Here is a 12,401-nt window from a genome sequence, read left to right as displayed (position 1 = left end):
CAACAGCAAAATTAAAAGAGTCTAACGTGTAGTATACTACAAAAGTCGTGGAGGTTCTAAATAAAATTCAATACGAGACCAACCAGCAAACTCAAAGCCATGATGCCAAGCAATAAATAGCCGACAATCCGAATAGGTAAAGGCAAACTTTTCATTTTTGCCGGTTTTTTAGTCGGATAACCTTCAATTTTACTGAAATGATCCATTGCATCGTTCATCGGTGTGTGATCTGAGGAACTCTCCCTTTGATCATACTCATCCCATCGTCTTTTTTCGCGCTCTTTAGCTCTTTCATAGTCCTTATCCATTCTATCCCCTTTCTAAAAAGTAATTGCTTCTACAAATTAACTATTAATGAATAGTAGACACAAACTACGAACCAAAGAAAGCCTGAAATGACTGCCCCTGGCAACCGCTCGGGGAAACACGGAGACTCCAGCAGGAGGACAAGCCTCGGTGAAACCCCGCAAGCGCGATATAGGGGAAGGAAGGCTAAAACCGCGACGTCCTGTCGCAACGCCGTCATGACCCACATCCTGTGGGCCCGAGGCTCAGCAGCGCCCGCGGAAAGCGCAGTGTTTCCCCCGAGCGGCCGCATGAAGCAGTCATAAATTCTGCCTAGTTACTTCGCAGTTTACTTATACTGTGCTTTAAGTAATTGCAACAACCTACACAAATGTAGCCTTGACTTTTTAACCCTTTGATCAAACTGGCACTCAAGAAGGGATTTATTTGATTCACTTTTGATTCGTTTTCGTATAAGCAACGACTTTGTATTCAAAGATCATTTGCTCGACTTTCTCACCCGCTGCTCCGAAATAGAACGATAACAATTTTCGTGCTTCCTCCACTGAGTCAAAAGCAAATACAGTATCAATTACAGTGTGGTTAAATCCTCTTGCCGACCAATAATTTACATCACTGGCTATCGGCCGGGATGACAAGGCACAAAATTCATCGTAACCGTAATTGTCCACAATGATGATCTGACCGCCTGGTTCAACGACGCGTGCAACTTCAGCGAGTCCTTGATCAACATCTGGCATACCATCGAAAAAGAAAGCCCAGGTCGCATAAGCGCTCTTAAAAGTATTGGTATGAAACGGGATCGATTGAGCTGTTCCTCTTGACCAGATAAGGGGCTTTTCAGGATCAATCATCGTCTCATCAGGTTCCATAGCCACAATTTGCCTGTTATCGTTTAGCAGACGTTCGGCCGTGTGGCCATTGCCGGCGCCGATGTCGAGTGCGAGCCCGTTTGGCAAGTTTTGATCAAGGAAGTCTATCACGTTTCCTTTCCGGTCCATACAACGCCGTTCAATTTCAAATAAATCAGGATATGTTCCACCGTAAAACGGTATAATGTCTGATGCTTTCATTTTTCAGTTAGCCTCCTTCAATAATTTATGAATGATTGGAGACCGTTTGACGCAATCGTTCCATTTTGTTCACCGCTTTCATACCTAATTATGGAAAGTATATCACATTCGCTGTTTGCTTTTGGTCAAAATGGGCAAAACTTTAAACAATAATGCTTTACAACCCGCGAGTTACGGTGTACGATTTAGTATAAATACGTTTTTGTCATTGACGGGAAGAGTAAACTGTCATGGAGCTTTTAGAGAGTCGCTGGCTGGTGAAAAGCGATGGCACGTGCAGACTGAAGATCATCCCTGAGACGTTTGGCTGAACTTTTCCAGTAGGCGAAACCGGCTGACGGCCGTTATCCGTCTTACGAGTGCCGTTCACTATTGTGATACGGAATTTGGGTGGTACCGCGGAATAATCCGTCCCTGCTTTCGAGCAGTGGGCGGTTTTTTAATGTTCAAAATGGCTATTAAAATAATTCATATATAAGAGGTGGAAAACGATGCGCAGTGTTAATACGAAAGAAGCGGCATTGGACCGCGAAAATCGGGTCAAAGATTATTGGAATGAAAACAATGTGTTCAAACGTTCGATGGATGAGCGTGAGGGCGCGGAAACGTTTGTCTTTTACGAAGGACCGCCGACAGCAAACGGTCTGCCCCATGCCGGACACGTGCTTGGTCGGGTAATCAAAGATTTTGTCGGTCGTTATAAAACGATGCAAGGTTATCAGGTTCTCCGCAAAGGGGGCTGGGATACACATGGTCTCCCTGTTGAGCTTGAGGTTGAAAAGCAGCTCGGCATCTCCGGAAAGCAGGAAATTCAAGAATATGGCGTGGAGAAGTTCATTGAAGAATGTAAGAAGAGCGTCTTTAATTATGAAAAAGAGTGGCGTGAGTTTACTGAGTCGATCGGGTACTGGCTCGATATGGACGATCCGTATGTCACGCTGCAAAACCGCTATATCGAAAGTGTCTGGTATATCTTAAGCGATTTGCATAAGCGCGATTTGCTCTCCAAGGGGCACCGTGTCAGTCCTTATTGCCCAAGTTGCCAGACCACGCTCAGCTCCCATGAAGTTGCCCAGGGTTATGAGGACGTTAAAGACCTCTCGGCCACAGCGAAATTCAAGGTGAAAGGCTCTGAAAATGAATTTTTCCTCGGATGGACAACAACGCCTTGGACATTGCCGGCCAACGTGACACTCGCCGTGAATCCTGACCTTGACTATGTCAAAGCGCGCCAGAATGGTGAAGTCTACATTGTGGCTGAAGCCCTTGCTGATAAGGTACTCGGTGAATCATATGAAATCGTTTCGCGTCATAAAGGCAGCGACCTCGCTGGAATTGATTATGAACCAGTATTCCCGTTCATGCAGCCAGAAAACGGCCATTATGTTGTGGTAGCTGATTTCGTCACCGCTGACAGTGGTACCGGTGTTGTTCATGCGGCGCCTGCTTATGGTGAAGATGACTACAAGCTTGTTTTGGAAAAAGGGCTCTCTTTTTATAATGTTGTTGATGCAGCCGGACGTTACACTGACGACATCCCGTTATTTGCTGGACGTTTTGTTAAAGACTGTGACGTTGACATCGTCAAGTATCTCTCTGAAAAAGGGCTGCTTTATCATAAGGAAAAATACGAACACAGTTACCCGCATTGCTGGCGCTGTGATACACCGCTTCTGTACTATGCAATCGAAAGCTGGTTTATCAAAACAACCGACCTGAAAGATCAATTCATTGCCAACAACGAAACGGTCGAGTGGCATCCACACCACATTAAACACGGACGTTTCGGCAATTTCTTGGAAAATATGGTTGACTGGAACATTGGCCGGAACCGTTTTTGGGGGACCCCACTGCCGATCTGGATTTGTGATGATTGTGACCACCAGTATGCACCGCACAGCCAGGCTGATCTACTGGAAAAAGCGATTGGTGACATAGGTGACATCGAACTGCATAAACCGTACGTTGACCGTGTGGAACTAAAATGTGAGAAATGTGACGGGACCATGCATCGCGTGCCGGAAGTAATCGACGTCTGGTTCGACAGCGGCTCTATGCCATTTGCACAGCAGCATTATCCGTTTGAAAACAAAGAGCAATTTGAGAAACAATACCCTGCTGACGTGATCTGTGAGGGAATTGATCAGACACGCGGCTGGTTTTACAGCTTGCTTGCCGTGTCCACACTTTTCACGGGCAAAGCACCGTATAAGCGCGTTTTGTCAACCGGGCATATTCTTGATGAACATGGGCGCAAGATGTCCAAGAGTAAAGGGAATGCCTTGAGTCCGACAGACCTGGTTACCAAATTCGGAGCCGATGCCTTCCGCTGGGCGCTTCTTGCCGACAGTGCCCCATGGAATAACAAACGTTTTTCTGAACGGGTTGTCATTGAGGCTAAATCCAAGGTGATTGATACGCTCGTCAACACACACGGCTTTTACACATTATATGCCAACATTGACGGCTACACATTTGACGCTGGTAATGAAGGCGAGAAAACATTGCTCGACCGCTGGATTATGTCACGCCTGAATTCTGTGACCGTCGTGGTGGAGGAAGCGCTCGATGCCTATGACTTCACAAAGGCAGCCAAGGCGATTGAACGCTTTGTCGATGAGCTAAGTAACTGGTATATCCGTCGGTCCCGTGATCGCTTCTGGGAAGAAGGCATGACACCTTCCAAGACAGCCGCCTATCACACCTTGCATACTGTGTTGACACAGCTCAGCAAGCTGATGGCACCATATACACCGTTCCTTTCAGAGGACATCCATCAAAACCTGACAGGTAAAAGTGTTCATCTTGACTTTTTCCCGAAAGTGGATGAGGCGTTGATTGATGAGGAACTCGAAGCTGACATGGACACCGTTCTGCAGGTTGTGGAATTGGCCCGAGGTGTGCGCAATACAGAAGCCATTAAAACGAAGCAGCCTCTTTCTGAATTGACGGTAATCCCAGTCAATCCGGACAAAGGTGCGGCATTGGAGAAATACCGCGACATTATTGAGGATGAAATCAACGTGAAGGATGTCGTTGTTAAACATTCGTCAGATGAATTGGTCCGTTATGATGTCAAATTAAACTTCCGAGCAGCAGGACCTGTACTCGGTAAAAATGTGCGTGTTGTTAAAGATTTTCTTGAAGCACTCTCTGAAGATGAAGCCGCTCAGGTCGTCCAAAGTGAAAAAGCCGTTGTCCCAACAGACGATGGGGAGCTTGAAGTGACAATGGATCTGTTGAATGTTGAACGCGTGGCAGATGCTGGATTGTCAATGGGCTCCAACCAGGACTTCAACGTGGTCCTCGATACGACAATCACAGAATCATTGCGTCTCGAAGGTCTTGCACGCGAAGTCATCCGAGCTATCCAGGACGAACGCAAGCAGCAGGATCTGCCGATTGACCTGCGCATCAACATTATCCTCGGTGGTGATGACGATATCGTCGCAGCGATCAAGGAAAATGAATCCCTTGTTCGCGACAACGTTCTCGTAAAAGAGCTGACAATTTCTGGAGACAGCACATCAGAAGAAATGAAAGTTTACACACTTGGTGACCATACGTTGAAATTGGCCTTGGTGCAGTAAGCAAGATCAATCGAACGAAAAAGAGCAGTCAGTCTGAGGCAGGCGCTGCTCTTTTTTGGTTTCTTTTTTAAAGGATGGTTGTTCTGTGAATGAATGGTAAGCAAAAACCGCGACGTAGGGAAAATTTGAGCGACTAGTCCTGGCAATTGAAGGAAAGTACTCGATGTTCGATTGACCTGATTTAGTTGTGCATGTAGGGTACGGATACGCACATTCATTCTGTGATATGCACATTCGACTGCGGATTTGCACATTCATTTCCGTATATGCACGTTCGGCCGCAGATTTGCACACTCATTTCCATATATGCACATTCAGACGCAGATTTGCACATTCATTTCCATTTTCAACCACGCTAAGTTTTAAATGTAGCTGTCGTCATATATTTACTTACTTCGAATTTCACGAACACGGTGCGTTATTCACTTGCTTCTGCTTCTCCTTGATCAACAAAGACGATTTGCAGCAAGTACACGACCATTAAAGCTGTTATTAAGACAAAGCCCCAGCCTAAAAGCCGTTGCTGTGTTTCCAGATAGTTGTTGCAGAGCTGGATTGGGGAATCAATATACAGCCATCCCATCAAAGCAAACATGGATAAGTAATTCAAGAACACAAAACTTTTTATAATACCGGATGATTTTTTCCAGCTGTCAAAAAGACATATGCCTGCGATTGGAAGACTGATAAATTTAAACCACTCAACATGCGATAAGACGAGCGCTTCATCCATGGCTCTTGGCAGCATCCAATACATTGTAATGAACACAAAAACCAATATACCAGGGCCTCCCGCTGCATTCCACTTTACCCAAAAACGGCGTGTGTGCGGAATGATCCCTTTCCCCATCCAGTACCCTGCAACAATGAGCAAAGGCATTTGAAGCAGCATATGGACGATCATGCGCGCCTCCATCCAGTCAGAGACAAATGGCAGTATCAAAATCATATACATGAGAAACCCCATCCATAACTGCTTCATGTCAAACACCCCCAAACTTTTAAGCTGGTATGTCTATGTTCATTTCCTCTGTATTGCGCTCTTTCATACGCAAATAGCGAATAAAATGCACCACAAATATGGTTACCGCTATAACGCCCAGTACACCCGCAACAGCTCCAAACGCAGCCGGTGCCATCCATTCCGGAAAATGAGTAGCCCAGCGGCGCGGGGTGCTTAATGCGCCTGATACCAGGAAGCTGCCGCTCACACCTAAAAGCGCCAGGATGTAGCTCACAAAACCGATGTGGTCCAATTTGTTGGTCTTCATGCCTTTGTCAACTTTTGAAAGGTAATACATGAAACCAAAGATCATGACAACAGCTCCCAGCCCCATGTACATATGGAAGTGTCCAGGCACCCATTTCGTATTATGCATGACATGGTTGACAACAATCGTGGCATCCACAATTGCCGGGACAACACCCACAGTCCACCCGAACATGGACAAGAATATCAAACCTGAAGCCATATCCCATTTGATGCCTGATTTATACACGATCATTAATGCTCCGTATGCCGTTATGACAAGCACCGGCAACCCATTGGCATATGAAAGGATTTGCCCCATGACAAGCATCCATTTAGGCATGACTGAATCCATAAGCATATGGTGCGTGTAAATAACCAGAGTAAAAGAGGTTGACATGGTCCAAGCGATGAGAAAGGCTTTATTCGCTTTCCAAGGCCGACCCGTATACCGAGGCAAGATCTCATAGACCGCTATAACGCCCATATAAATAATAGAGTTTGCAAAAATATGGCCAAATGCATAGGTGAGGTTTTTTGCAAGTAATGGATCGAATGTAAAAGCTGGATTGACCACATTAATGATGTTCATAATTAAAACCGTAGCACCTGCCGTCAGAGCTGTGACATTGACTATTGTGACCATGGTGCTCGCTACAACTGTGCCTGATGGTGCATCTTTTTCTGCTTTTTTACCAGTGATCACGTCCCAGCCGAGGCCTTTGCCAAGACTGCCGTACTTTTTAATAATGGCTCTGCCGCTATCAATATAAAACAACAGGAATCCAATGCCTAAAATCAACATGCCAAACAGATAAAGTAACGCTCCGGCTGTTCCCCAGGCATTTCCTGACAGTGCTGGAAGCGGATATAAAAACGTCCAGCTGCTGGCATATTCAAATGAAAAAACACCAACCGAAACCATGAGTACACCCAAGAGAAAAAGCACAAGATTAAGTGTAAAGATATGTTTGGATAATTGGACATAATCTTTTAGAAAATACCACATGATCGCAGCCGCAGCCAGCGCCGCTGCACCTACCATCCCTGTTCCGTGTATCGTCAAGAACTGATAAAAAGCAGCTGGAGATAAGTCGAGCATCCCGCTTTGGGCCATTAACATCAAAATGCCAAACATCATCATGATACCGATTACAATGCCTCCGACTGTTAAATACGTTGCCATCATCCGATGCCCAGACCCTGCTCCTTTATTGATCTGTTGTTGTTTCATTCCCAATCCCTCCTTCATTATTCCGTCACCTCAATTTGTGAAACCATCATATGGTGAGCGAGCCCACAATACTCCAGACACAGTATGTCGTAAGTTCCAGGCTCGTCGAATGTCATATATACTTTGTTCATATAGTCAGGCATAGCCTGGGTTTGAGCGAGCAAATTCATTTCTTCGTCATAAATGCCAAAACCATGGTTCACGTCTCTGCTCGTTACATGGAATTCTACCGGTTCTCCAACTTTGAACGTTGTTTCACTCATGTCCCATCCGAATTGCAAAGCTTCAACATCGACGATAACCGGTTCATTTCCTTGTCCATATACTGGTTGATTATAAGGTAGTTCTCTTAATGTATAGATGGTGATTACAAGCATGAAAACCACCAATGTCATTGCATAGAAAGACCTTGCCTTATACCATTTCTTTTTAATAGGTTCATACGCTCTTTCTCGTGACTTCAAAGCAACCACACCAAACACAACAGCAACCGCAATCATAAATACGAGACTTACAATCCACGCCATCATTTGAACCATTACATAACCCCCATTTATATGAAGTTAATGGAAAATATCGTCCATTAGCTGACGTCATTATACAACTCCCCCGCCCCATGACAAGTGAGCCAAATCACTGTCACAGCAAGCCTCTCACTCACCAGCACCCCCAACCCTCATCCCCCCAACTTCACCCCATTTCCACTATGCATATAGGGAAATCAAAAAAGAAAAAATGAAAAGAAAAATGGAAGGAAAAAAGGAGAAAGAAAGGAGAAAGAGAGGAGAAAGAGAGGAAAAAAAAGTGCCTGTCACTTCCCGGTTTTTGTCGAACATTATACAGGCACAACACAAAAAAGCTCTTTTGCTTGATTACAGCAAAGGAGCTTTTTTTGTTTTCATGTATGCAAATGATCATTACTCAAACCCGTTGAAAATAATATTCGACATATTTCGGGAAGTGACAGGCACCCCTATCGACTGAGGTACTGGCGTTTGTGATCGGCTAGGCTTGCTAGGACGATCGGGGCGGGGTCTTGTTCCACATCCAGCTCCACTGTAGTTCCATCTGTTGGGAGCGTGCTTTTGAAGATGTCTTCGTATTCTGCGACGGTTAATGCTTCTCTCGAATTGAGCATTGCTTTATGGTCCTGAACATGCAAATGTTGCTTGTAATCAGGCTGGAGAATGCCGCTGAAGAATTCACCTACAGCTCCTGACCCATAACTGTAGAGTCCAATTCTGTCACCGGCTTTCAATTCATCTTGCAACTCAAGCAAAGACAGCAAGCTTAAATAGAGTGAACCAGTATATATGTTACCCACGTTTCTATTATAGTGTTGGCTCATTTGGAAATTTGCTTTCAGCCGCTCTTGAACGGCTTCGTCCCCCTCATCAAGAATCGTTCGCAATGCTTTCAAGCCCATCTTTGTATAGGGTAAGTGAAAACAGATTGCTGCAAAGTCTTTTAAAGCCAAACCCGATTCCGACTTATATTGTTCCCATACCCGGTTGAAGAACGCCAAATACTGTTCATTGGAAAATTTGCCATCAACAAAGGCCATCTCAGAATAGACCGGACGCCAAAAGTCCATGATATCCTCTGTGGCATACACACTTGGTTCTTCAAGCGTCATGATTCTAGGGTCCTGTCCAATTAATAATGCCACAGCACCGGCACCCTGGGTCACTTCTCCCCCTGTATTCAACCCATATCTGGCAATGTCCGAACCAAGTACTAACACTTTACTCTCCGGATGCAGTGCCACATGTCCTTTTGCCATTTGAATGGCAGCTGTCGCACCATAACAAGCTTGTTTCACCTCAATACAACGTGCCCCGGACTTAAGGCCGAGCAGCTGATGCACATAAATCGCTGCTGATTTCGAATGATCGATACCGGACTCTGTCGCAAAAATGACAAAATCAATCGCGTCGCGGTCCTGATCGTCAATGATCTCCCAGGCTGCATTCGCAGCCAAGGTCACCGGGTCCTGTGTAAGCGGAGCCACGGCCATTTTCTCCTGTCCAATTCCAATCGTGAATTTTCCCGGATCAACGTCACGGGCTTCTGCTAAATCATTCATATCCACATACAAATGTGGTGTATAAAAGCCGATTTTATCGATACCTATCGTCATGATGATATCCCCTTTCGATGGTGTTTAAAGTGTCTAATACATTATGCGATACCATATTGTGATTTCATTCACAAATAAGCGTGTAAGTACTCAATAAGATTAATAATAGTACATTATACCGCATAAAACAACCACTTTAATAAGGGAAAAGACTGCCAGCGAGACTCAATTATTCTTAAAAACTGTCATCTTAGCTTCAAAAAAACAACTCCCATACTCGGGAGCTATTTCTACGTGGTCTATATGCCCTACAAATCAGGATTAATCGTAACAGTTTTCTCCGTCTCTACAGTCACTTTTCCTCCTTTTACAACGGCCAATCGGGTTGGTAAATCAATCACAGCATTTGTAACGTATTCGGTATCGAGCAAGACAAGGTTGGCTGTGTTGCCAATTTTAACGCCATAGTCTGTGATGCCAAGTGCTTTTGCCGGGTTAGTTGTAATCATTGGCAATACGATCGGCAGGTCTGCTGCTCCGCCCAAATGTGCAGCAGGAATTGCGAGCATGGCCGTTAGCATGACGTCACCTGTGCCATACGGCGTGAACGCGTTGCGGATGTTGTTGGTGGCGATGCACATGTTGACGCCGCCGTCTCTTAATTGACGGATCGGGGTCAAAGCACGACGCACGTTGTATTCATCTTTGCGTCCGCCGAGGTGAAGGTCAGTGGCAGGCAGACTCATCACGCTAATCTGGGCTTTGGCCATCTTTTCGATGATGGGATCAAGCTGTTCTTTAGGCAATGCACCCAAACTGGTCAGATGCCCAACAGACACGCGGCCTACAAAGCCTTCAGCAATGGTTTTGTCACAAATATATTCAATTGTCATACCTTCAGCATCGTCTTTGAAATCCTGGTGGAAATCAATGGGCTTGTCGTATTTTTTGCGATCTCAAAGATCAAGTCAATATGATCGTGTGGAGGTGTGTCGTTGTATGGGATACCTCCAACAACATCTGCACCTTTGTCCATGGCCTCATACATCATTTCTTCAGTGCCCGGCGCTTTCAAAACACCTTCCTGTGGAAAAGCAACCACTTGAATATCGACAAGGTCTTTGTATTTTTCTTTCAGATCCATGATCACGTCAAATCCGGTAAAGCCTTGGGCTGGATCAAATTCAGCATGTGTACGAACATGGGTTGTACCATGCTTAATAAGCATTTCCAGGGTCCGTTCAGCACGGTCCTGGATATCCTCTTTGGTAAAAGTCGGTTTCAGTTCTGCTGTGACATTGAGTGCTTCCTGTAATGTGCCAGATTTATTCGGCAGACGGTCGGCAATTAATGCTTTATCTAAGTGGATGTGACTTTCGACAAGACCGGGAATAACCACTTTTCCGTTGGCATCGATCACGCGATCAGCTGATTGCTCAAGGTTTTCTTCAATCACAACAATCTTGCCATCTTTAATGGCGATGTCCTTAAGTGTTGTGCCTTCTTCAAGTTTGGCTTGATTTATGATGAGATCCATGAAAATTCCTCCTTTAAATGTATGAGTACTGATTTAGCCTACAAAGAATGAGATACTAAGTAAGAGTACCATAGACACTCGTTCTAGTGAGTAAATAGTAATATTTGGCAGAAAAGGGCTGTTGATCTATTCAATATATCTTTATCCCCGTATTTACCGTCTAATCTGGCCCTATAACCCATTTGATAAAATTTCAAACTATCGATATTCTTAAGAGTGGATATATTACATTAAGTAAAAGGGGTTAAGAGATGAAGAAAAAAATATTTTTACTAGTAATCGCTATGTTAATGTCAGCAGTACTGGCAGCATGCGGAGGAGACAGTGACAAAGAAATTGAAACCATCACTTTCGCTGATGCAGGATGGGACAGCATTCGTGTCCATAATCATATTGCTCAGAAGATCATTGAGGAAGGATTCGGCTATGATACCGATGTGACCTCAGGATCAACCGCTGCTACGGTTCAAGGTCTCAGGGAAGGTGACATCAACGCCTACATGGAGGTCTGGACCGATAACATTAAAGAAGTATACGAAGAGGCGATTGATGCAGGAGATATTGAAAGAGTCTCCACCAACTTTGACGACAATAACCAGGGCTTGTATGTGCCGACATATGTGATTGAAGGAGACGAAGAGCGCGGTATTGAACCAATGGCTCCGGATCTCCAGACAGTGGAAGACTTGAAAAAGTATCCAGAAGTATTTGAAGATCCTGAAGATCCCGGACGTGGCCGTATTATTAATGGGCCAAGCGGCTGGGCTGTGCAGGAAGCTATCTCGGAGAAGTTTGACACATACGGACTGGATGAAACGATGAATGACTTTATTCCAGGATCCGATTCAGCTGCAGTTGCCGACCTCGTTTCTGCCTATGAATCCGGTGATGCATGGGTGGGCTACTACTGGTCACCGACATGGGGCACAGCGAAATACGATCTGACATTGCTTGAGGAGCCTGAATTTGACCGAGAGCAGTGGGATGAGGATAAAGGTACGGCCTTCCCGCCAAACGATGTGGTGGTAGCTGTTCACAAAGATCTCCCTGATCAAGCACCTGAAGTTGTAGATTTTCTTAAAAACTATGAAACCAGCACTGACCTGACTGAAGAGGCGTTGAACTACATGAATGACAACGACGCTTCCGAAGAAGAAGCAGCCATCTGGTGGATGAAAGAACATGAAGACGTATGGACCAGCTGGGTCTCAGACGACGTCGCTGAAAAAGTTAAAGAATCACTTAAATAAAATCTCAAAAAAGCAGCGGGCGCAATGCGCCCGCTGCTTTTTTCATGACTCCGTAGCGCCTTTGTGGTGCCTCATGGTGCCT

Annotated in this window: 10 protein-coding genes and 1 other annotated feature; of the genes, 2 read left to right on the top strand and 8 right to left on the bottom strand. The window is 45.1% G+C overall.

The features are described from left to right. Positions 1-56: 56 nt before the first annotated feature. Entirely contained in the window at positions 57-308 is a 252-nt protein-coding gene (locus JNUCC1_RS11115; protein ID WP_156645581.1) for a hypothetical protein, read from the bottom strand. 429 nt (positions 309-737) lie between these two features. Continuing rightward, the gene (locus JNUCC1_RS11110) at positions 738-1,379 is read right to left on the bottom strand and encodes a class I SAM-dependent methyltransferase (RefSeq protein WP_156645580.1); all 642 of its coding nucleotides are present in this window, start codon (positions 1,377-1,379) and stop codon (positions 738-740) included. A 199-nt stretch (positions 1,380-1,578) separates the two neighbouring features. Next, positions 1,579-1,798, top strand: a binding site (T-box leader). A 72-nt stretch (positions 1,799-1,870) separates the two neighbouring features. Here JNUCC1_RS11110 and ileS point away from each other — a divergent pair. Next, positions 1,871-4,969 (top strand): isoleucine--tRNA ligase, encoded by a 3,099-nt coding sequence (gene ileS / locus JNUCC1_RS11105; protein WP_156645579.1) that lies wholly within the window; start codon positions 1,871-1,873, stop codon positions 4,967-4,969. A 418-nt stretch (positions 4,970-5,387) separates the two neighbouring features. Here the strand turns inward: ileS and JNUCC1_RS11100 are convergent, their stop codons facing one another. The 6 genes from JNUCC1_RS11100 to JNUCC1_RS18255 all read right to left on the bottom strand — a co-directional run bounded on the left by JNUCC1_RS11100 (position 5,388) and on the right by JNUCC1_RS18255 (position 11,069). Continuing rightward, positions 5,388-5,951, bottom strand: coding sequence for a hypothetical protein (locus JNUCC1_RS11100; RefSeq protein WP_156645578.1), 564 nt, complete (start codon positions 5,949-5,951; stop codon positions 5,388-5,390). 19 nt (positions 5,952-5,970) lie between these two features. Next, complete coding sequence (locus JNUCC1_RS11095) at positions 5,971-7,452, bottom strand: cbb3-type cytochrome c oxidase subunit I (RefSeq protein WP_156645577.1); 1,482 nt, start codon at positions 7,450-7,452, stop codon at positions 5,971-5,973. Positions 7,453-7,469: 17 nt separating this feature from the next. After that, the gene (locus JNUCC1_RS11090) at positions 7,470-7,991 is read right to left on the bottom strand and encodes a cytochrome C oxidase subunit II (RefSeq protein ID WP_156645576.1); all 522 of its coding nucleotides are present in this window, start codon (positions 7,989-7,991) and stop codon (positions 7,470-7,472) included. A gap of 434 nt (positions 7,992-8,425) precedes the next feature. Continuing rightward, positions 8,426-9,592, bottom strand: coding sequence for a hydroxymethylglutaryl-CoA synthase (locus JNUCC1_RS11085; protein ID WP_156645575.1), 1,167 nt, complete (start codon positions 9,590-9,592; stop codon positions 8,426-8,428). A gap of 248 nt (positions 9,593-9,840) precedes the next feature. Then, complete coding sequence (locus tag JNUCC1_RS18260; RefSeq protein ID WP_197431792.1) at positions 9,841-10,425, bottom strand: amidohydrolase family protein; 585 nt, start codon at positions 10,423-10,425, stop codon at positions 9,841-9,843. After that, the gene (locus JNUCC1_RS18255; protein WP_197431716.1) at positions 10,422-11,069 is read right to left on the bottom strand and encodes an amidohydrolase family protein; all 648 of its coding nucleotides are present in this window, start codon (positions 11,067-11,069) and stop codon (positions 10,422-10,424) included. The genes JNUCC1_RS18260 and JNUCC1_RS18255 overlap by 4 nt, the downstream gene beginning before the upstream one ends. A gap of 251 nt (positions 11,070-11,320) precedes the next feature. Between JNUCC1_RS18255 and JNUCC1_RS11075 the strand changes: the two genes are divergently transcribed. Next, the gene (locus JNUCC1_RS11075; protein WP_156645574.1) at positions 11,321-12,319 is read left to right on the top strand and encodes an ABC transporter substrate-binding protein; all 999 of its coding nucleotides are present in this window, start codon (positions 11,321-11,323) and stop codon (positions 12,317-12,319) included. The last annotated feature ends 82 nt before the right edge of the window (positions 12,320-12,401 follow it).

Source organism: Lentibacillus sp. JNUCC-1 (genome assembly GCF_009741735.1).
Taxonomy (GTDB): domain Bacteria; phylum Bacillota; class Bacilli; order Bacillales; family Amphibacillaceae; genus Lentibacillus_B.
This window is presented reverse-complemented; position numbering and strand designations above follow the sequence as displayed.

Bases quoted from the DNA above. Each gene is read 5' to 3' on its own strand.
- JNUCC1_RS11110 (WP_156645580.1), bottom strand. From the start codon at position 1,379: ATGAAAGCATCAGACATTATACCGTTTTACGGTGGAACATATCCTGAT.
- JNUCC1_RS18255 (WP_197431716.1), bottom strand. From the start codon at position 11,069: ATGGATCTCATCATAAATCAAGCCAAACTTGAAGAAGGCACAACACTT.
- ileS (WP_156645579.1), top strand. From the start codon at position 1,871: ATGCGCAGTGTTAATACGAAAGAAGCGGCATTGGACCGCGAAAATCGG.
- JNUCC1_RS11090 (WP_156645576.1), bottom strand. From the start codon at position 7,991: ATGGTTCAAATGATGGCGTGGATTGTAAGTCTCGTATTTATGATTGCG.
- JNUCC1_RS11115 (WP_156645581.1), bottom strand. From the start codon at position 308: ATGGATAAGGACTATGAAAGAGCTAAAGAGCGCGAAAAAAGACGATGG.
- JNUCC1_RS18260 (WP_197431792.1), bottom strand. From the start codon at position 10,425: ATGACAATTGAATATATTTGTGACAAAACCATTGCTGAAGGCTTTGTA.
- JNUCC1_RS11085 (WP_156645575.1), bottom strand. From the start codon at position 9,592: ATGACGATAGGTATCGATAAAATCGGCTTTTATACACCACATTTGTAT.
- JNUCC1_RS11075 (WP_156645574.1), top strand. From the start codon at position 11,321: ATGAAGAAAAAAATATTTTTACTAGTAATCGCTATGTTAATGTCAGCA.
- JNUCC1_RS11095 (WP_156645577.1), bottom strand. From the start codon at position 7,452: ATGAAACAACAACAGATCAATAAAGGAGCAGGGTCTGGGCATCGGATG.
- JNUCC1_RS11100 (WP_156645578.1), bottom strand. From the start codon at position 5,951: ATGAAGCAGTTATGGATGGGGTTTCTCATGTATATGATTTTGATACTG.